Raw genomic sequence first — 21,441 nt, forward strand, 5'->3', positions numbered from 1 at the left:
ACAAGTTGGTTATATTAATATGTTTAACAAAAGTGTTAAACACTGGGTAAAAAAATTTAGTTTAGTAGAAGTTCTATAATTTCACTCTTTCTATTTTTTAAAATTTCATCGTATTCTTCTTTTGTAAAATTTAAAAGCTTTTCGTTTAATGGTCTTATAATTACCGGATAAGCCATTAGTGAAAATAAATTTATTATAAAGTGATATGGGGCTTTAATTCTGTTTACTTCTCCCCTTTTCATAGCTTCTTCTACTTCAATAGCAAAATTTCTAAAAACAGGATTTTCTGGCTCATGAGATTTTTTTATCTCAGCATGTTCGCTATTTATCTCACTAATAAGAAATATTTCTTTGAATGGATAAGTGATAATATCTTCTAAGAATACGTCTATTATATTTTCTACTTTTTGTCTAAATGGTAATTCAGCTTTAAAGACTTCATTCATTTTTTGAGCTAATGCCGATAATGCCTCTTTATAAACCTGATCGAACAACGCCTCTCTTGTTCTGAAATAGTAATTTAGCAGGGTTCTATTTACTCCTGCTTCATTTGCTATATCCTGTGTTGTGGCATTAAGTTTACCCTCTACAAAGAATACTTTCTTGGCGGCGCTTTTAATGTTTTCTTCTGTTCCTGTATCTCTTGTAGCCATAGTTTGAAGCGTTTAATATATTTGTTTAACAAAGGTGTTAAACAAAAGTTTCATATGCAACAAACATTATTTAAATATTTAGAAAAACATACATCAACATACATTTTTGATAATTTGTATTCGAATTCAACTATAAAATGCCAAAGTACATAGTAAAAAAAATGCAAGAAGTACTAGAAATACTAACTATGCAAAAATGAATAAAAAATACTTTTTAGATAAAATGTAAAGTGAATTAGCAAATATGTATAATCCAAGCTAGCATTATTACAGAACTTTGTTATATGAAAAAAGTAAATGGACTAGGTATAGCTACTTTGTTACTAACAAGTATGCTTACTATCATGGTAGGTTCAGCCATTGCCCCATCATTATTAGAGATAGAAAAGAATTTAAATTTTCAATTTGATTCCGGATTACTAATCACTTTACCATCATTAGGTGTAGTAGTATTTTCTCCATTAGCAGGCTGGCTTTTATCTAAGTTAGGTTCTTTTAAACTATTATGCTTTGGCTTAATACCCTATGCCCTTTTCGGTTATGGAGGTGGTTTTATAAGTAATGATTATATATTAATTGCAGACAGAATTTTACTTGGTGGTGCTGCTGTATTTGTACAAATTGCTGCCACAGCCATAATAGCTGAGAACTTTATTGGCAAAAAGAGAATGCAAATTATTGCTTGGCAAGGTATGGCTATAGAAGGTGGCGGAGTTTTATTTCTTTCTTTAGGAGGCATACTGGGAGAAATGCATTGGCAATATCCCTTTTTAATTTATCTAATTGCGCTGCTTTGTTTTGTTCTTAGTCTATTTGTACTCCCAAAAACATCTAAAGAAACTACAGCAGAAGCTAACACCGAACAAACGTTTGAAAACAAAAACATTAGAAAATTAGTCTATATAATATTCGCGGGAGCATTGTTTTCAATGATCATTTTCTTTATCAGTTTTATACAACTACCCCAATATTTACCAGAAAATTTTAATTTTTCTGAATCTGAAACTGGCTATTTAATGGCTTTTATTTCGCTCATCGCTGTAATTACGGCTAGCCAGTTACCCAAAATTGCCAATAAGATAAGCCCAGGGTTTATAGTGGTGGGAGGCTTTGTGTTTTTTATGTTAGGGTACATCTTGTTTGCCGTGGCAAATAATGCTCAACTTCTTTATACTGGTGCATTGGCAACAGGTATTGGTTTTGGTTTTAGCATTCCTACATTAAACCACTTAATGGTTGAAGTAAGTACACCTAAAACCAGAGGCAAAAATCTAGGATTATACTCAATAGGCGTATTTGGAGGGCAGTTTCTATCTACGTTTATGGGATTTATTATAAATGATACTAACACATTATTCTTACTAACAGCATGTCTCAGTTTGGTTGTAGCCATTTTTCTGGGAGTCTTATTTAATAAATATGCTGTAAAACACAATCAATCTAAAATTAACAGAAAACCACGTGAAGCTACTGCATAATTGGAAAAACGATATTCTTATTAACAAAATCGAAGACCTACCGGAAACACTTCCGGGAGACTGGTTTGCCCTATATTTTGAAGAAGAAAAGGACAAATTAACTAAAGTCTATCTTAAACCTCTAAACGAAGATTACCAACATTTTTTTCCTAAAGAAAATGGTGTTGTACTCACATTTAAAAGAAATTTAATTGAGGAAGACGACAAAGAATATGCTTTAGATGTATTGAATTTATTTAATCTTACACCCAATAATTGCTTAAACATTTCTTCGGAATTTCAAGAAAGGTTTGTGCATGTTAAAATGCTATTATTAATAGAGTTTGCTGATGCTGATAATAGTGATATTTTGATTAAATCTATGCTAAAGGTGCTTTTATTGCTACTCATCAAACTACAACATAAAGGATTTATTAATTATGAGTTAAATCAAAAAAGGGTTTATATGTTTCTACAATTAATGGAGATACATTATGCTACACATAATTGGGCCGACTTTTATGCCAAAAGAATGGGGATTAGTGAAAAGAGACTGAACCAGATTTTAAAAGAGAAGTTGAACAAAACTGCCAAACAAATTATACAACAAAGGCAGCTAACAGAGATTAAAAGAATGCTACAAACAGATGCCTACTCAATAAAAGAAATTGCCTATAAATTAAGCTTTCAGTCTCTGAGTGATTTTAGCCGATTTTTTAAAAGACATACTGGTTTGAGTCCTTCTCAATTTAAGCAGTCTTTATAAGAGACTGCTATTAGCTCTGTTTGTCTCTTGCAGATTTGAGCCAAGTACTTGGTGTAATTCCTTCTGCTTTTTTGAAGAATGCATTAAAAACAGCCTTTGAATTAAAACCACTTTCGTAAGCCAAAGCTAATACAGAAAGATGTTTGTAGTTTTCGTTGAGAGCGATGCTTTTAAAGTGAGTTAATCTGTATTGATTAATAAATTCATTAAAATTCATCTTAAATTCTTCATTTACAAGCAAAGAAAGCTTGTTGGGGTGTAGCCCTACTTTCTCTGCTAAAAAACTTAAGCTTAACTGAGGGTTTAAATAAGCTTTGTTTGTTTCTATATAAGCTAAGAGTTTTTCTTTTTGTGCATTTAACTCCTGCTTATCTATACTACTTACTTTAGCTTCCGGCTGGCTTTCTGGTAAAGTAAAATCAGATACAAATAGCGAATCAAATTCTTTAAATTGGTGAAGCGATACTAAAAATGGCTCGTATTTGAAATACAAAACTTGCCCACGTTTTAGCGAAATAAATTTTTCTAAAAGATCGATTGCAATTTCTTTATGCAGAGAATTAGCGAGAATGTATAATTTATATGGAATCAATTGAGATTTTTCTTCAACTGCATTAGCCCATTCTTCCAGAGTTTCATCAGACAGTTTTGCTTGATTCCCATTTATACAATTAAAAAGCATTTTGAGCAATGTTTCATCTTTGGCAAGTATCACCGTTTGCTCAAACGTTTCTTTTTTATTGAGCCAAATAAGACACATCAATTTAAGATGCAGCGCCAGCTCAAGCTCTGGATTGAGCTCTAATGATTTTTCAAGAAAAACTAAAGCCTGATCAAACTTTTGTTGTAAATAGAAAAGATTGGCATAAGTAAAATAATGATTTGCTGAGTAGGGATCAACATTTAAAGCATTTTTTACATATACTTCAGCTTGTTCAAAATAGCCATTTACCATAAATAATTCTGCCATGGCTTCTAAGCCATCTGTATGGTGCGGATTTATTTCAAGTAATTGCAGAATGAGATCGTATGATTGCGAATAATTCCATTCTTCCCAAAAGCTTTTACCTATAAAAGATTGAATGTATTCGGGTAAATCTGTATCAATTTCTTGCCCTTTTATAAAGTTGGCTATAGCTAAACTCATCGCCTCTTCTACTGGCATATAACCCCAAATTGAGAGCAAACCATAGCATTGTAAATTACCATAATAAGCTCTCGCAAACTCCGCATCAAATGAGATTGCCAAATCGTAAAACTCAATTGCCTTCTTTATAGATTCAGGATTCCACTTTAATTGATAATATCTTCCCTTTAAAAAATAATCGTAGGCTTTTACGCTCTTAGTAGGTTGTTTTATTAGATGTTCTTGAATATTAAAATGTCCGAAATTATCTCTAATCTGGTTGGCTAAAAGCAAGCTTATTTCATCTTGTAAGGTGAAAATATCGTCCAATTCTCTATCAAAGTTTTGAGACCAAAAATGCAAACCATCTTCTGCATTAATGAGCTGCGCAGTTATTCTTACTCTACTCTGTATTTTTCTAACACTGCCTTCTAAAATTGTACTTACTCCCAACTGGCGTCCAATAGTCCGGATGTCTAGATTTTTACCTTTAAAAGCAAATGAAGATGTACGAGCAATTACTTTTAAGTCCTGAATTTTTGTGAGTGCGTTAATAATTTCTTCTGTAATTCCATCGCTGAAATATTCATTTTCAGGATCGTTACTCATATTTACGAATGGCAATACAGCAATCGATTTTTCAGAATTTACTACAGCCTGAATTGGGTTAATCATCTTCGATATTTATTCAATGTGAGAGACCTTTCTTCCTTATCTCTTTAATAAGCTCATTTGTATTTTACTATACCTGCAAATTAACTTATTCCTGAAAAATTTTCCTATTAATTGATTTACCCCAGAATTAGTGAAATATAAAAAAAGCTGCCTTATAGAATAAAGCAGCTTTAGACCTATTGTAGACACTACAATTATAATTTCAATACTTTTTCTTTAATGGTTTTATCATTTACAGTAATTAGCGCCAGAAAAATGCCCGATGGCAGATTAGAAGTGGCAATTTCCTGCGAGAAGTCGTAATCACTTTTTTGATAATCTGTAGATTGAATAATATGTCCTTGGAGATCAATCAACGATATTGACACTGTTCCTACCTCACTGCCAGAAATCTCAATGGTAAAAGCTTCGTCTACCATCGGATTCGGAAAAAGGCTTATATTCACTCCTGCAATTTCGTCGTCTAGTGCTGTGGTAACAGTGTAGCTAAATGAATAAGTAGTTGATGTAGCACTACATCCATACTCATTACTTACAGTTACAATATACTCTCCGGCTGTACTTGGTGTATAAGTTTGAGAGGAACCACTTATATAAATTTTACTTGAGTTGTTATACCACTGGTAACTTTCGTAACCATCTGGTGCAACTAGTGAGAGATCGTCTTGCGTAATCGTAATTTCACTTGCAATACTATAGTTTGTAACAGAAGCCGAAGCGGTGTTGTCATCTGTATTTACATCGTCCTCTAATTCAACCGAAGCGCTCACCGAATAGGTTTCTGCTGAGGTAGATAAATCTGCTTCTACTACATAATCATATGTTTCACCTGGTGTTAAAGAATCTATTGTTACAGTTTGGTCTGCTAAAACTGTAGAATCGCTTAAAGCTAAAATCTGGTAAGTAAATACCAAGCTTTCTAATGTCTTGTTACCATTATTCAAAATTGGAATTGTAATTTCTGTATTAGCAGATAAATCACATTCAGAAGGCAAATCTATATCTCCAATGGTGGCATCGTAATCTGGAGCAAAATCTATTGCAATGTCATCTATATAGAAATTCCCTTGATTAGATGAGCTCGTAAGATGCCAAGCTAAATAATAGATACCTGAAGAATCAACCGAAACTTTGCCTGTTGCTTCAGCATATTCTGTATTTGATATCCCACTCAAATCAGTTATTTCTTCCACAATGCTATTCGCATCTAAGTCACTCATTAAGTATAAAGTAAGATTTTGAGAAGAACCTGAATCTCTCTGGCGATACCAAAAGCTGATGTCGTATACTTTACCTGCTTCCATTTTTAAGCAGCTTGTAAAGAGCCAATCGTTTGCTGTTCTGTTAGACGAACCATAGTAAGAAAAATATCCGGTTCCAGATCTGGCATTCCCCTCTGTTGTATTTATATAATTCCATTGAAATGCATTTCCACTTACGTCAGAATCATTATTGGCATTTAGTATGTACCAAGACGATGCATAGTCTTCGTCTTCTAAATCTGTCTCAAATTCCGATTCGGTTACATCTGTCATGTATGACTGAATGTAATCTGTTTGTGTAAGTGTATCTGTAAAACCAAAGCTATTTGTCATGATTAATGTAACATCGTAGCTGCCAGCTTCTTCGTAAACAATTGTTGGATTTTGCTCAGTTGAAGTAGATGGTGTACCACCTTCAAAAATCCAGCTCCAACTTACAGCTTCCATAGACTCATCTGTAAATGTGATAGAAGTTGACTCACAAAAACTGGTAAGATCTGCACTAAAACTTGCTCCACCAATACCCACTGCATACCAGGCATTCACTGTTTGTGCATATTCTTCTGAATCTTCGCCAAATAAATCTTCTGCTGCTTGTATTGATGCAATAGCAGTAGCTTCATAATCTGAAGAAGAAGTTAAATAAACCGTAAGTGTTCTGTATGCAATTAAAGCTGCGTTTTCTATACCAATACCCGATACTGAATAAGAGCTACCTAAATCATTCTCTCCTGTTTTACCTACAGAAAGTAAATAGAACCAGTGGTTTAAAACACCACTATTGATGTGCACCCCTCCGTAATCGTCGCTGCCTTCGTACCAATAGTCTCCTAAGTAAGTATCTGGTTGCTCATAATCATTTGGGTTAGACATTGATCTAATTTGATATTCCAACTCTTCGCCAATATCCCAAATGCCTTTATCTGGTGCTGCATAATATTCTACACAAGCTGCCCAAATATCACTAAAGCCTTCGTTAAGTGCTCCCGGTTCATAAGAATAATCTAAGTCTGCTGTACTTCCCATTACTGCGTGACCTAACTCGTGAGAAGTTACATCTAAAGTGGTTAGCGGTGTAGAATAGCCATCACCAAAAGTCATTTTTTCACCGTCCCAATAGGCATTGTAATAATCTGTTCCGGCATGTACATATAAGTACATTGCGGCTCCGGCATCATCGTATCCATACCTATTGTGCGTTGTTGAGAAGTAGTCGAAAGTCATCATTGCACCCCAATGTGCATCGAGTGCAGCATTGTCTTTATCAGAGTTATCCCACTCTTCACTTGTCCAGTTATTGTCATTATCTTCAAAATCACTGGCTTGGTTATAGTTGATTCCGATTACACTACCATCTTGCAATGTATTGCCACTGTTTTCTAGATTGTAAGTAAAAATACCTTCTCCTCTAGTTAAGTCATGCAATACATATGTAGAGTCTGTATAGGTAGTTTCTATATAAACACTTCCACTGTATTTTGTATCTGCATTTTCGTCTAGGTGCTTAATGATGGGGTTTTTCCATAAAATATCGCCAGATTCTGCATCTACATAGATATAATCTCTGCTAGTAGGTGTTTGCGCATATATATCGAATTTATAAGCTAAGTGTAAAGTTGTATCTGTTTGATCTAAATGGTTTTTACAGATAAGTAATTCAGCTTCTGGATAATAGGTAGCTGTCTCATCTCCTTTTAGTTTTTTAACGAAAGCCTCTTCAGAATCTAACTCCCACTTATATACATTTGCACCAACATATTCTAAAGCAGCTTCAAGTGCTTCATCTTCACTTAGTGTTGGTGTGGTATCAATATTTTCGATTGGGAGAAACTGACCATTTATAGTATTAATTGTACCCTCATTGGTTTTACTATGCACATAATACTGGGCACTTTCAACTTTTAAACCTTTGTAAGTTTGCTGGTACTTTTGGTGTACCATTCCCAGTTTATCAGTGTTGGTTTCGATTAGCTCCATATCTACCTCATCTGCATAGTTAAGAGTAGATTTTAGCGCTGACTTGGCTTCTGTTAATTTATAACCACTTTGCGATTGGTATTTAACGAATTTGGTTACTCCGTTTTTGTCTTTAACCTCCTTCTTAATAATTTGCTCTTGAGAAAATGCAAGACTGTTTGTTAAACAGCAAGCTGCAAAAATCAAGAGTTGTATTATGCGTAGCTGCTTCTTTTGCATGGTTGAATATTTGTGTCTTCAAAAGATCAATTTCTTTAAAATGCTTGTTGTTAATTATCTTCATCTGATCTGAGAAAACACAAATGCTGCTTATGTACTCGAATTATTCAGAAAATTCTTCGAAAAAGTTGATTTAAATTAAGCCATTCGTGAAAGATCTTATGTGTACATATACAGAAATGGCCATCAATTATTATCAAATGAGTAAATTGTTATAAAAAAAATACTCCACTATAAATTCCTCTTGTGGTTTAAGCATACCTACTCAAGGAATAATAATGAAGTATTGGTTTTCGAGATATTAATTTGGTTATTACTTATACTGGGCCAATTGCTCTTTTAATAACCTTTCGCCGATTTCAGTATTTTCGATTACATATCGTACTTCTATAAATTTAATCGGTACTCCAGACTCATCAACAACTGGAGAAACCACCAAATGCACATAATAGGTTGAGCCATCTTTCCTTCTGTTTTTAAGATACCCTTTAAACATTTGGCCTGCATTTACTGTCTTCCAGAAATTATTATAAAATTCTTCTGAAGTCTCCGGATGTCTAATTATGCTGTGTGTTTTACCTATTAACTCTTCTCTAGAGAACTGAGAAACCTCACAAAATTTATCGTTGATATATGTGATATTACCGTTTTTATCTGATTCTGAAAGCAGTGTACATTCATTTAAAACAGCCATTCTTGCATCTAACTCAAACTTCATCATAGAAGTTGTAGCAAGCTGGTTTTGAAGATTTTCTTGTGTCTCTAAAAGCAGTTTTTCTTGCTGAGCGTTTTCTTTAATTGTTTTCTCTAACTTCTCATTAGCTAGTTTTGAAGCTGTAATATCAGAAGCATATTTAATTATTCTTTTAGGTTTGCCATTCTTATCTTTCAGTATAGAATAGCTACCATGTAAACAAATTCTTTCTCCCGATTTTTTGACTCTTTCATACTCTCCAAATTGCGCATTCCCTTTGCTTAACTCATCCCAAAATTGTTTGTATTCTTCAGATCCTGAAAAAGACTTATTTACAAAAAGTTGATGATGTTTACCTTTTACCTCTGACTCATTAAAGCCCATCAATAACAAGAAATTACGATTAGCAGAAATAATGTTTCCTTTTAAATCGAACTCAATTCTGGCAATACCACTTTCGTCAATGGCAGTCATTCTACTTTCAATCTCCTGAGCTTTTCTTTTAATCTCCTCTTGAGTACCTTTTAACTCTTTTACATTCTTTAAAAGCTCTTTTTCTTTTTCAGTAAGCGCTTTACTATTCTGCTGACTTTCGTTTAAAAGTGATTCGACTTGTTGTTTAGACCTAATTAACTCCGTGATATCTTTAGCGAAAACAGCGCAAGAAGTTATATTATTATCTTTATCTTTTAGCGGAGTATAAGTAGATAAATAGCAGGCATCTATAGAGCTTATATAATTTGTTTCTTGAAGCGTTTCTCCACCTAAAGCTTTATCATAATACTCTTTTTCTGTTTGTTTAGCATCTTCTGGCAAAATAGAGAAGATATCTAATCCAACTACTGCTTGCAAATTAGAAGCTGCTAATGCATTAGAAAATGTATTATTAAATTGGATGATGCAGTAATTTTTATCAAGTACAAAAATAGAATCTGTACAGGCATTCATTAAGCTTTTAATAAATGCTTCTTTAGTCTCAACTTCTTTTAAAGTTGCAGACATTTTATCCTGCGCATTGGTAAGCATTTCTAGGTGCTCTACCATTAATTCTTCTTGCTGCTTAATTTGCTCAGACTGTATTTCTAATTCGTATTGAGCTTTTTTAATCTCAGAAATATCAAAAACGAGTGTAATTACTCCTTTAGGATTTCCTTTTTCATCTTTTAAGATAGAATAGCTACCATGCAAGTGAATAGTTGTGCCATCTTTCTTTACTCTTTCATACTCACCAGAAAAGGCAATACCATTAGCTAAATTTTTCCAAAACTCCTTATAGCTTTCCTTAGCAGCTTCTGTCTCTGACATAAAGATTTCATGATGAGCACCTTTGATATCTTCTAACTCATAGCCTAACAACTTTAAAAAGTTAGTGTTAGCTGTTATCACATTTCCCTCCAAGTCAAACTCGATTGATGCTATTCCACTTTCATCGATGGCAGTCATTCGATTAGTCATGTCTTGCGCTTTCAAACGCATCTCATCCTGAGTGAGCTGAAGTGCATCAAAATTCTCTCTTAACTCTTTTTCCTTATCTTGTAGTACTTCACTTTGTATCTGGCTTTGCATTAAAAGCTCATCTACTTTTTCTTTTGATCTGATAATCTCCGTTACATCCTTAGCAAATACTGAACAGGCGTAAACTTCTCCCTTCTCATTAATTATCGGTGAATAAGAAGATACAAAGTGAGAATCTACCGCATTAATATATTCTGTTACCTGAAAAGTTTCTCCCTTAAATACTCTATCATAATATTCTTTATGTTGGCCTCTTTCCTCAGGAGTTAGTAATGTAAAAACATCTACGTGTTTCTCCACTTTAAGGTCGACTGCCGTCAGATTATCATAAAATGCATTGTTAAATTTTAATATTCTATATCTACTATCAAGAACAATAATGGTATCTGTAGATGCATTAATGATGTTATTCATAAACTGCTCTTGCTCCTGCACCTCTCCCATTATTCGCTGCATTTCTTCTTGTGTGGCATGTAGTTCTTCTACACTTTGCCTCATCTCCTCTTCTTGTGCTTTTAATGCCTCATTTTGCAGCTGGCTTTCTCTTAGAATTTCATCATTCTTTCTTTTTAACAGCTCTTGTTCTGTAACATCTTTACCAAAAACACCAATGCTATTTACATTGCCAGCTTTGTCTTTAAGCGGACTGAAAATTAAATACATGATGTGCTCTTCGCTTCCGATAATTACAGACCTTAATGTAGAAGTAAACTCACCTGACAGTGCTTTTGCCCACATCTCTTTGTGGAACTCAAGAGACTCTCCTTCAAATATTTCTTCTGCTCGTTGACCTATTTTTAGCCTTCTACCATGCTTTTGAATGTTGTTTGAGAAAGCTTTATTGAATTTTAATAACTTATGATTCTTATCAATCGCAAAAACTATATCTGTGGTAGAGTCGATCAGGTTATTCATGAATTGTTCCTGATCTTGAATCTCCTTCATTATCCGCTGCATTTCTTCTTGAGTCGCAGAAAGTTCTTCCATATTCTGGCGCATCTCTTCTTCTTGAGATCGTAAACTTTCTGTTTGCAGCTGGCTTTGCTCTAGCAAAGACTGTGTTTTCTGATTAATCTTAACAATTGAAATTACTGATGCGATGTTTTCGCCCAGCTTTTCTAAAAACTCAACCTGATATGGCTCAAAATTATTAAACGATGCAAGTTCTATTATACCCGAAACTTTATCGTTCACTTTAAGCGGAACAATAATGATGGATTTTGGAGGAGCTTCACCTAATCCAGAGGTAATGTTTAAATAATTATCTGGTACATCGAGTAAAAGCAAAGTTTCTTTTTCCAGATAAACCTGCCCAACTAAACCTTCTCCAAAACTGAAAGTCTGGTCGACATATTTCTTTCTGTCAAATGCATAGCATGCTCTTAGTTCTAAAACTTCTTTTTCTTGGTTAACTACATAAATACCTCCCTGGTTTGCATTTATATATTTAATAAGATTACAAAGAACATCATAACACGTTTCATCTAAATCATGCTGATTTTTTCTTAATACTTCACTAAACAACGCCAAACCTTCTGTAATCCATTTTCTTTGAGTTTCAGTCTTATTTAAGCTCTTAAGCTGGTTTCTCAAACTTATTAATGAACCTGAAAGTGAATCTGCTTCCGCTTGGTCGTCATCGATTCCCGGATAAGGAATTTCTAATTCACCTTTTTCTATCTTTTTTACAAATAGGGTCGCAGAAGATATTTCCTTTTTAAAGTTTTGAAGTGCTTCTTTTGTCTCAGCAATCTCATTATTCGAGCTACGAAATTTAGACAGATTAATCATTGTCAATTTCTATATTATCTATACAAAAAAAATTTTCATTATAACCACAGATTATATGCTTTTAATATTATATAGTTTTAGCTTATTAATTTTATCATAGTCACTATGAGATAGTTGTTTCAGAAATACTCCAATTATAAAATTGAACACAGACTATTTTTCTTATTTAAATAATACTATTTTATTATATACAATTTATTATTTTCTATAAACCATATTTTTATATATTTATATATATTAATTTGTTTTTACCAAATTAATATTCTATATAATTACCATTCTAAAGAAGAATTGAATGAATCTATCCAAGTTGTCTTTTAAGTAGCCACCTCTAAATACTTTATAGTTATTTTTAATTACTTCAACCTTCAGCTAATTATAGAAAGGATTTGAGCTGTTTTTTTTGAACAAAACCAATATTTTATATAAAAATACAAGCTCAATTAATGATAATTATCACATAACTATTATTGATTGCTGGTTTAAAATTTTATAACTAGTAATAGTTTGTATATTCACATACCTATTTATTGGATGCTACAAAAATTAAAGGTTGATGTAAGTTTTTCGTGAAGTTTACAATCTTCCAAACTAATAAAAAGAAAGAATACAGCTTTATAGAATGCATATTTCTGGGATTTATATTAGCCTTGATATCTCAAATGATCTGTTTTTTCAAAAAAAAAGAACATTTTGTCCATCAATCTCAAAACTTATTATCTTATAGATTTTACAAACTATTATTTAGAAAAAAAATGTAAGATAATTTTATTAAGAATAACAATTTACTGAAGTTCCTTCTATTTCTATCAACCTTTCACTGTAAAGCTTCTTGTTGCAGAAGTTGATTTTTAACTTGTAGATTCATATTAAGTTATTAATATTTATAGTATTATTAAAGATATTAGGTGATTCAAGAAGTAGTTAAATAATAATCTTTAAAATAAAATAGCATGAGTCAAAAAAAACTTTCTGCTGTAGAATCGGAAAAATTGATGTCAAATTTTTCTCATTCCGAAAACTTACTTTTTGAATGCCTTGCTTCTCAAATCGAAGATGCTGTTGTTCTTATTTCTGTTAACATGACGAATCAGTCTTATAAGATTGTTTTCTTAAATGATGCATTTCAAAAATTAACAGGATATACAATTCATCAAGTGGAAGGTAAATGTTTACCGTTTTTAAAAGGATTAAAGACTGATGCCAATAGTTTTAAAGAGCTAGATCAAGCAATTATTAATCTTGAAAAATGTGAAATTACAACAGTCTTTTATCATAAAAACAAAGATGAGTTTTATTGTAAAACTAAAGTTAAGCCCATCAACTTAAATGATTCTGATAACCAAAAGTTATTGCTTCTTACCTTTCGAGATGTTACGGAAATAATATATAAAGAATTTCACCAAAAACTATTTTTACAGTTATCTAATGCACTTAATGGTAAAGAGCCATTAAAAAAAGTGCTCAAAAATACATTATCTATTATTAATAAAATTGGAGGGTTTCAACATTCTGAATACTGGCTTATTAATGATGATAGAACCGAAATAAATTTCTATACACAGCTAACAGAAACTAATAGTAGCAAATTAATATATCTTGATGAATTTAATAAAACGAGTTTAAAAAAAGGAATAGGTATTCCTGGACTAATATGGCTAGAGAATAAAACTATATTCTGTAACGATAAAATTTCGCTCGGAAAATATATAAAGAATACGAATGAACACGAAGCTATTTTTACTTTACCTATAATAGATTCTGGTACAAACCAAGTAACTGGAGCTTTAATTTTAGCCACTAACCAACCCATAAGAACACGCCGCTTTTACGATCTACTTTTCTATAATTATAGTACTTTTCTGGGTACACGAATTCAAAGAAACAGTATAGAATCTGAACTGTATGAAATATATAATAATGTTGAAGAAATAATTTGTATCACTGGTTTCGATGGCTATTTTAAAAGAATAAACTCAGCAGCAACTGCTATTTTAGAATACAGTAGAGAAGAGTTACTCGAAATTCCATTTATTGACTTAATACATCCTGACGATATAGAAAGCACTCAGCAAGAAATGATAAAGCTAAATAGAGGAGCTAAAACTTACTATTTCGAAAACAGGTACATATCAAAATCTGGAAAAACGATCTGGCTTTCGTGGACATCGATACCTATTTTGCAAAACGAACATTTGTTTTGTGTAGCTAGAGATATTACCGAAAAGAAAAAGCTCAATAAATTATTAGATGAAGTTCTTCTTCTTACACACATAGGCACTTGGGAGTATAACCTTAAATTAGGCGAAGTTTATTGGTCTAATATGGTTCGTAAGATTCATGAATTGCCTTTCGATTACGAGGTTAATGTACAATCTATCACTCAGTTTTATCAAGAAGGAGAAGCATACGAACAAGTTTTAGGATATCTGCAAGAGTCTATGAAAGCTGAGACTTCATGGAACATAGAAGCAAAAATTATCACTTTTGTAGGTAACGAAAAATGGATTAAAATAATAGGTAAATCTGAGTTTATAGATGGTGTTTGTGTGCGACTCTCTGGAAGTATTCAAGATATTAATGAAAGAAAAATTGCTGAAATTGATAAACTTGAAGCATATAAAAACAGGGCTTTTATTTTAGAAAATATAGACGAAGGCTTTATAATGCTCGATCATGATTGGCGAATTACTTTTTGGAATAATAAAGCTGAGGAACTGGCTGGCATTAAAAAAGGAGAATTAATTAATGCCTATTTTTGGGATCAGTTCGATGAAAATGCAAAAAAAGATATTTTTAACATATATAATGATGCAGTTGCTAATCTACAAGCAAAGCATTTTGAATACTGTCTACAAGAAACAAATAAATGGTACGAAGTAAGTGCCTATCCATATGAGAATGGTTTAGCCATCTTTTTTAAAGAAATAACCGAAAGAAAATCTTACGAAGACAGGTTAAAAATTAGTAATGAACGATTCGAAAACATTGCTGATGCTACTAATGATGCTATCTGGGATTGGGATTTGGCTGCAAATACTGTTTACTGGGGTAAAGGATTTAAAAACCTATTCGGATATAATTTCCATAATACAACCACTTCATTTGAAGAATGGATTAAATATATACATCCCGAAGATATTACTCAAATAGTAACAGAGGTGGAAGAACTTTTAGAAGATTCTGCACTTAAACTGTTTAATCAGGAATATCGCTATTTGAAATCTGATGGCAACTATGCTTATGTTAGAGATCGTGGTATGGTAATTAGAAATGTTAATGGTAAAGCAATTAGAATGGTTGGTGCGATGACGGATATTACACATCATAAAGAATACGAAGCATCACTAAAAAAACTCAATAACGAGCTTAAACAACAAGCTCTAGAACTCACTCGCTCAAACGAAGAACTCGAGCAATTTGCCTATATCGCTTCGCACGATTTGCAAGAACCTCTACGAATGATTACTAGCTTTCTTAGCCAACTAGAAAGAAAGTATAAAAATGTATTAGATGAAAAAGGACTAAAATACATTGATTTTGCTGTAGATGGAGGCAAACGCATGCGGCGAATTATTCTAGATTTATTGGATTACTCCCGAGTAGGTAGAACAGAAGACGAACTAGAAGATATTGATCTTAATGATTTATTAGATGATGTAAAATCACTTTTTAGGAAAAGTATTAATGAAAGTAGCACTCAAATAAATTATAGTAAATTACCTACTTTAAAAAGTTACAGGTCTCCATTAACCTTGCTTTTCCAAAATCTAATTAGCAATGCTATTAAATATCATCGAGAAGATACTCGCCCAGTTATTAATATTAGCAGTACAAAAACCAAAGCTGGTTGGGAGTTCGCTGTAGAAGACAATGGATTGGGAATATCTAAAGAGTATTTTGACAAAATCTTCCAGATATTTCAGCGATTACACAACAGAGAAGAATACTCCGGAACAGGTATCGGTTTATCTATTGTAAAAAAGATTGTAGAAAGTTTAGGTGGAAGAATCTGGTTAGAATCAGAAGAAGGAAAAGGCACTACTTTTTACTTTACATTAATTCAAGATAATTAAAGAAAGAAGAAAGCCGCTACAAAATAATTTGAAGCGGCTTATATTAATTATTAATCAGAAAAAATTCTTATTGATCGTAACCGTAATTTTGAGTAAGCTCTTCTGTTACATCAATCGCTGATTGAGGAATAGGAAATACTCTACGTAATGGGTCAGTTGCAGCTTTACCAGTGTAGGCTTCATCATATCTACCAAAACGAATTGCCTTTGGACGGTCTTTTAACTCCCAGTATAATTCGAACCCGATCTCATTATATAAGGTAGTTTCATCTAAAGAGTTAATTGGTGTTCCTGCAACACTGCCATAAAGCTCTTCACGAGTACGGCTAATTCTCAATGCGTTGATGTCGTTTAATGCAGAAGTAGTTTCACCTTTACGGAAGTAAGCTTCAGCACGCATGGTGTAGATACCACCTAATCTGTAAATCGGAATATCTACATTACTTGAACCATTTCCATTTTCAGGATCGTGTTCAAATTTGAAAATACGTACACCTCTATTTATTTGGTTCTGAGCAAAAATAGTTTCGTAAGGATTATCAAAATCGAGTTCTGGAGTGAAATCCATTGGAGTTTCTGCACTTTTCTCCATGTATAATTGGAAAACCTCAATTCTTCCGTCAGTTGTCATAATAAAATCACCATCTTCACCCAATTTTGGTCCATACTGTTGGCCATGTAATAAACCTCTGTTAAAGTGGAACCATACATCGTTATCTGAATTTGGCACAAAATCTTCGGCAGGTACACTTCCGGTTGTTCCATCATTCATAAACCATGTGCCATCAGAATATTGATATTTTCTGCTGAATCTTGGGTCTTCTCGGTTGTTATCCCAAGTAGCAAAAAACTCTGGTGTAGTACAAGAAGCATTAGTACCACGCGTATTTGGAGATGGACGTTGGTTTCTTGCCTGGTGTACATAACCTAAATCGTTATCGCCATTACGGATGTAATCTACTTTTTGAACAACCGCAAAGATATGCTCAGAAGCACCTGAATTATCGATATCAAAGTTATGGAAATAATTGCTCTCTAATTGAAATGCACCACTATCGATAATTTTTGTAGTGTACTCAATTACTTTATCCATATCAGTAGATGTACCATCTACAGAAGTTTCTGTAAAATCGAAAGCCGATGAAGCATTGTATCTGTCTTTTAAAACTGCACGATTTAAGTACATCTCAGCTAAAAATGCATAAGCAGCTTCTCTTGTAAATCTACCAGTATGTGTAGAGTTTTGGCCAAAGGCTGATAAGTCTGGTAGTAAAGATTCTACTTCTTCGATTAACTCATCAATAGCTTCTGGAGCCGTTCTTATTTCTAAAGGAGCATCTTCTACCAATGGATCACGGTAAGGAGCTTGTGCATATAAATCTAATGTAGTGTAGATATAAAAATCTAATAACACTTTAGCTTCTGCTAAATACATGTCTCTTTGCGCATCATCACTTTCGCTAATTGTTTTTACCGCAGTTAATGATCTAGTAATTCCATTTGTCAATTTATCCCAGCTTGAAGCTACGTTTGAGCTTGATGGTGTCCAAGTAAATTCGTGCATTTCTCTGTGTTTTCCACCATCTCCCCAGTCGCTACCACGAGTAGGTAACAAAGCAACATCAGTTGTATATTCTTGTAAAGCAAGTACATCGGTATTGTTTACAAAAGTACCATCACCCAAACGATCGTAAGCTGCAGCAAGAGTACTCTCAATATTAGCTGATTCACCTCCAAGTACTTCGTCGAGTACTTCTTCTTCCAAATCGGTACATTGTGTAAACATAAGAAGTACCGTAGTGGTAAGTGTGTAAAGTAGGCTTCTGTTATATTTAAATTTCATAATTATATTCTTTCAAAATCCTTTATATGTACTAGAGTTTGAGTTATATTTTTAGAGATACACCTAAGATGATGGTGCGAGCTGTTGGGTAGCGTGGATAATCGATACCCAAAGACTGGTTACCACCAGAAGATTTAGGACTGTTTACTAATGGATCGAATCCTGTATATTTAGTAATGGTGAATAAGTTTTGACCAGTAACATATACATTAGCACTACTCAACCAATTCACTTTAGAAGTATTGATGGTGTAACCTAATCTCGCAGAGTTTAATCTGAAAAAATCTGATTTCTCAAGATACAAAGTAGATAACTGAGGAGAGTTAGCTGAATTTGCACCATCTTCGTAATAAGCAGTAGCCACGTTTCTGTCTGAGCTTAGGTTGTTGATGTTTAAAGCATTTAGGTTAGTGTTGTTAACCAAATAACCACCTGCTTGGCCAATGAAAGAAAGTGATAAATCGAATGCTCCGTAGTTTAAGTTTGTATTTAAACCATAAGAGAATGTAGGAATTGCACCTTCAATAATTACTCTATCATCACTAGTAATTGCTCCATCACCATTGTTGTCTTTCAATACATCATAACCATTTTCATCATAACCATCATGCTCTAACAAGTAGAAAGAACCTGCCGCATATCCATTTGTATAAATGTTAGCCAACACACCAGACTGACCAGGACCAGAAATTGAGCCTGAGTAAATCGCAGTTACTGGAAGGTTTTTAATTTCGTTGTCTAACGTAGCTCCATTAAAATCGGCAGACCAAGAGAATTTCTCTGTTTGTACTAGTTGAGAACCAATCATAAACTCGATACCTTTGTTTACAATTTCTCCATCCATGTTAATCCACACGTTGGTGGTTGGGCTCAAAGTTTCTGCTGTTACATTTAAGATGGCATCTGTAGTAGTTTTGCTGAAATAATCTACTGTACCGTAAAGTTTACCGCTCCACAAACTGAAATCTATACCAAAATCAAACTGAGTAGAAACCTCCCATTTTAAATCTGGGTTTGGAGTTCTAGAAACTGATAAACCATTTACTAAAGACAAGTCGTCGTACAAATAGTAACCATCTGCTCCGGTTAATGAATAACTAGCCTGAGTAATTTTGTTTTGTACTTCTTGGTTACCAGTTTGTCCCCAACTACCACGCAATTTCAAATCGTCTAACCAACTAGTTGTTCCCGCTAAGAAATTCTCTTCTGAAATATTCCAACCTGCAGCAAAAGATGGGAAGTAACCATACTTGTTGTTTTCACCAAAACGTGTTGAACCATCAGCTCTCATTGATGCTGTTAAAAGATATTTTCCTGCGAAAGAATAGTTTACACGACCGAAGTAAGACTGTAACTCATTTACTTGAGCAGAACCAGATGGTAAGCCATTTTGTGTTCCTGCAAAGCCCGGGTTATTCATTGGAGAAACTCCATCTTCTTTATCTGCTAAATTGGTAGTTGAAAAAGATGTACCTGAGTTTTCAAATTTCTGATAAGAGAAACCACCTAAAACTGTGATATCGTGTGAGCCAAAATCTGCATTGTAAGTAAGGTAGTGTTCGATTAATGAACTTTTAGACTCAATGTTATTTTGCACATACATACCTGTTTGGTTCAGGTCGGTAATGTTCGGATAAATCGTAATGTTTCTTTCAGCAATTGATCTATCTAAACCGGCATTAAACCTATATTCTAAACCATCGAAGATACGGAAAGAAGTTTGGATGTTACCCAAAACTCTTAAAGTACGAGTTTGATCTTCGTAGATATCTAGTAAGTAAGCAGGGTTATAATGTGCATTTAAATTGAAGTTAGTATAGTCACCGTTTGCATCAAATACATTTTGTGTTGGGTTAGCCATTAATGTATGAACAATTAACTGACCGTTCGATCCACCGTCATCGCTAGTTGGAACAGCAAAATCTTTAGTTTCACTTGCTGTTAAATGTAAATCTACTTTTAGTCTCTCATCGTCAAGAAAAGTTTCTGTAGCATTTATTCGACCAGTAATACGCTCTAATTTACTATTCTCTACGATACCTTCTTGATCCATATTAGACAATGAAACATAGTAATTACCAGAATCAGTCTGTTTTGAGAATGACAACGCATTGTTATATGTTACTGCATTTCTAAAAATTACATCTTGCCAATCTGTACTTCCACCGTGATCGTAATCTGTATTTGTACCTAGAGCTTCTCTGTATTCATCTGCACTTAATACATCTAGTTTATTAGAAAGATTAGAGAAACCAACATAACTATCTAAACCTAAAGTAGCTTTTCCTTTCGACCCTTTTTTGGTGGTAATAATTACCACACCATTAGAACCTCTTGCTCCATAAATAGCTGTTGCAGAAGCATCTTTTAATACGTTGATAGACTCAATATCGCTGGTATTTAAAAAGTTTAATGGGTTTTTAGCAGCAGAAGAACCGAAGCCAACATCGCTACCAGTAGGGCTAGCATCTTCGTTTGATAAAGGCACGCCATCTACCACGAAAAGTGGAGTACTACCATTACGAATAGAACCTACACCACGAATGGTTACATTAATTCCTGCACCTGGCTCACCACTCGTTGGCACTACTCTCACACCTGCTACTTTACCTTGTAATAAGTTATCTGGCGAAGTGTTAATACCCTGACGGAATTCCTTTTCGGTAATCTGAGTAACCGAACCTGTAACATCTGCTTTTGTTTGGTCACCATATCCGATAATTACAATTTCATCTAAATCAGATACATCTGTAGCCAATGTAATTTCGAAACTGGTTTGGTTGCCAATTGCTACTTCTTTAGCCTCATAACCTACATAGCTAACTACAAGCGCTTCAGCATTATCGGGAATGTTTAAAGAAAATTTACCATTTACATCTGTAATGCCACCAACTCTTGTATTTTTTACCACTACGCTGGCTCCAATTAGTGGCTCTCCAGTTTCAGCATCTATTACTTTACCAGTAATAGTAATCTCTAAGAAGTTTTCTATTGGTTCTGCAACCTTAGTTTCTTTGCGAGTAACAAATATGTTTTCATTAATTTGCTTAAAGCGCAAACCAGTTTTTTCTGCAATGTGTAATAGCAAATCTGCTACACTGATGCTATCATCGTAAATAGAGAACGATTCTGTATTACCCAAAACTTTTTCATCATACATAAATGTGAAAGAAGTCTTGTTTTCTATTTGATTGAATAACTGCAAAAGTGTTACACGATTAGCAGTAACTGAGATATAAATATCTTTTACACTTTGCCCAGAAGTTGGCGCCGCAAACAACAGATTTAAACATAGAATCTGTGCGAGAAAGACATAGAATAGCTGTTTTGATGCTCGCATCAAAAGTTTTATTAAACTTTTCTTCATAATTAAGTTCTTATTTGAAA

At 33.5% G+C, this 21,441-nt stretch carries 9 protein-coding genes; 3 read left to right on the forward strand and 6 right to left on the reverse strand.

The genetic code is table 11. The features are described from left to right. Positions 1-56 precede the first annotated feature (56 nt). Entirely contained in the window at positions 57-653 is a 597-nt protein-coding gene (locus OQ292_RS30920) for a TetR/AcrR family transcriptional regulator (RefSeq protein WP_284687987.1), read from the reverse strand. Positions 654-937: 284 nt separating this feature from the next. On the opposite strand from OQ292_RS30920, the gene OQ292_RS30925 reads away from it, so the two are divergent. After that, positions 938-2,131 carry an MFS transporter gene (locus tag OQ292_RS30925; RefSeq protein ID WP_284687988.1) on the forward strand — a complete coding sequence of 398 codons (1,194 nt, stop codon included), beginning with the start codon at positions 938-940 and terminating at the stop codon, positions 2,129-2,131. After that, positions 2,115-2,876, forward strand: a complete 762-nt coding sequence (locus OQ292_RS30930; RefSeq protein WP_284687989.1) for a helix-turn-helix domain-containing protein — start codon at positions 2,115-2,117, stop codon at positions 2,874-2,876. The genes OQ292_RS30925 and OQ292_RS30930 overlap by 17 nt, the downstream gene beginning before the upstream one ends. Positions 2,877-2,886: 10 nt before the next feature. On the opposite strand, the gene OQ292_RS30935 is transcribed toward OQ292_RS30930, so the two are convergent. The 3 genes from OQ292_RS30935 to OQ292_RS30945 all read right to left on the reverse strand — a co-directional run bounded on the left by OQ292_RS30935 (position 2,887) and on the right by OQ292_RS30945 (position 12,135). Next, entirely contained in the window at positions 2,887-4,677 is a 1,791-nt protein-coding gene (locus OQ292_RS30935; protein WP_284687990.1) for a helix-turn-helix domain-containing protein, read from the reverse strand. Positions 4,678-4,871: 194 nt separating this feature from the next. Beyond that, on the reverse strand, positions 4,872-8,135 hold the full coding sequence (locus OQ292_RS30940; protein ID WP_284687991.1) for a M4 family metallopeptidase: 3,264 nt from the start codon (positions 8,133-8,135) through the stop codon (positions 4,872-4,874). Positions 8,136-8,448: 313 nt separating this feature from the next. Continuing rightward, positions 8,449-12,135: a PAS domain S-box protein gene (locus tag OQ292_RS30945; RefSeq protein ID WP_284687992.1), complete on the reverse strand. Its 3,687-nt coding sequence runs from the start codon at positions 12,133-12,135 to the stop codon at positions 8,449-8,451. Positions 12,136-13,088: 953 nt separating this feature from the next. Between OQ292_RS30945 and OQ292_RS30950 the strand changes: the two genes are divergently transcribed. Next, positions 13,089-16,211 carry a PAS domain S-box protein gene (locus tag OQ292_RS30950; RefSeq protein ID WP_284687993.1) on the forward strand — a complete coding sequence of 1,041 codons (3,123 nt, stop codon included), beginning with the start codon at positions 13,089-13,091 and terminating at the stop codon, positions 16,209-16,211. 67 nt (positions 16,212-16,278) lie between these two features. On the opposite strand, the gene OQ292_RS30955 is transcribed toward OQ292_RS30950, so the two are convergent. Together OQ292_RS30955 and OQ292_RS30960 are read right to left on the reverse strand one after the other, a co-directional pair. Continuing rightward, positions 16,279-18,054, reverse strand: coding sequence for a RagB/SusD family nutrient uptake outer membrane protein (locus tag OQ292_RS30955; protein ID WP_284687994.1), 1,776 nt, complete (start codon positions 18,052-18,054; stop codon positions 16,279-16,281). A 43-nt stretch (positions 18,055-18,097) separates the two neighbouring features. Then, positions 18,098-21,421, reverse strand: a complete 3,324-nt coding sequence (locus tag OQ292_RS30960) for a SusC/RagA family TonB-linked outer membrane protein (RefSeq protein WP_284687995.1) — start codon at positions 21,419-21,421, stop codon at positions 18,098-18,100. Between the last annotated feature and the right edge of the window lie 20 nt (positions 21,422-21,441).

It is taken from the genome of Chondrinema litorale (assembly GCF_026250525.1).
GTDB lineage: Bacteria > Bacteroidota > Bacteroidia > Cytophagales > Flammeovirgaceae > Chondrinema > Chondrinema litorale.

Coding starts and splice junctions, on each gene's coding strand:
- OQ292_RS30920 (WP_284687987.1), bottom strand. CDS start 653: ATGGCTACAAGAGATACAGGAACAGAAGAAAACATTAAAAGCGCCGCC.
- OQ292_RS30950 (WP_284687993.1), top strand. CDS start 13,089: ATGAGTCAAAAAAAACTTTCTGCTGTAGAATCGGAAAAATTGATGTCA.
- OQ292_RS30960 (WP_284687995.1), bottom strand. CDS start 21,421: ATGAAGAAAAGTTTAATAAAACTTTTGATGCGAGCATCAAAACAGCTA.
- OQ292_RS30955 (WP_284687994.1), bottom strand. CDS start 18,054: ATGAAATTTAAATATAACAGAAGCCTACTTTACACACTTACCACTACG.
- OQ292_RS30935 (WP_284687990.1), bottom strand. CDS start 4,677: ATGATTAACCCAATTCAGGCTGTAGTAAATTCTGAAAAATCGATTGCT.
- OQ292_RS30940 (WP_284687991.1), bottom strand. CDS start 8,135: ATGCAAAAGAAGCAGCTACGCATAATACAACTCTTGATTTTTGCAGCT.
- OQ292_RS30925 (WP_284687988.1), top strand. CDS start 938: ATGAAAAAAGTAAATGGACTAGGTATAGCTACTTTGTTACTAACAAGT.
- OQ292_RS30945 (WP_284687992.1), bottom strand. CDS start 12,135: ATGATTAATCTGTCTAAATTTCGTAGCTCGAATAATGAGATTGCTGAG.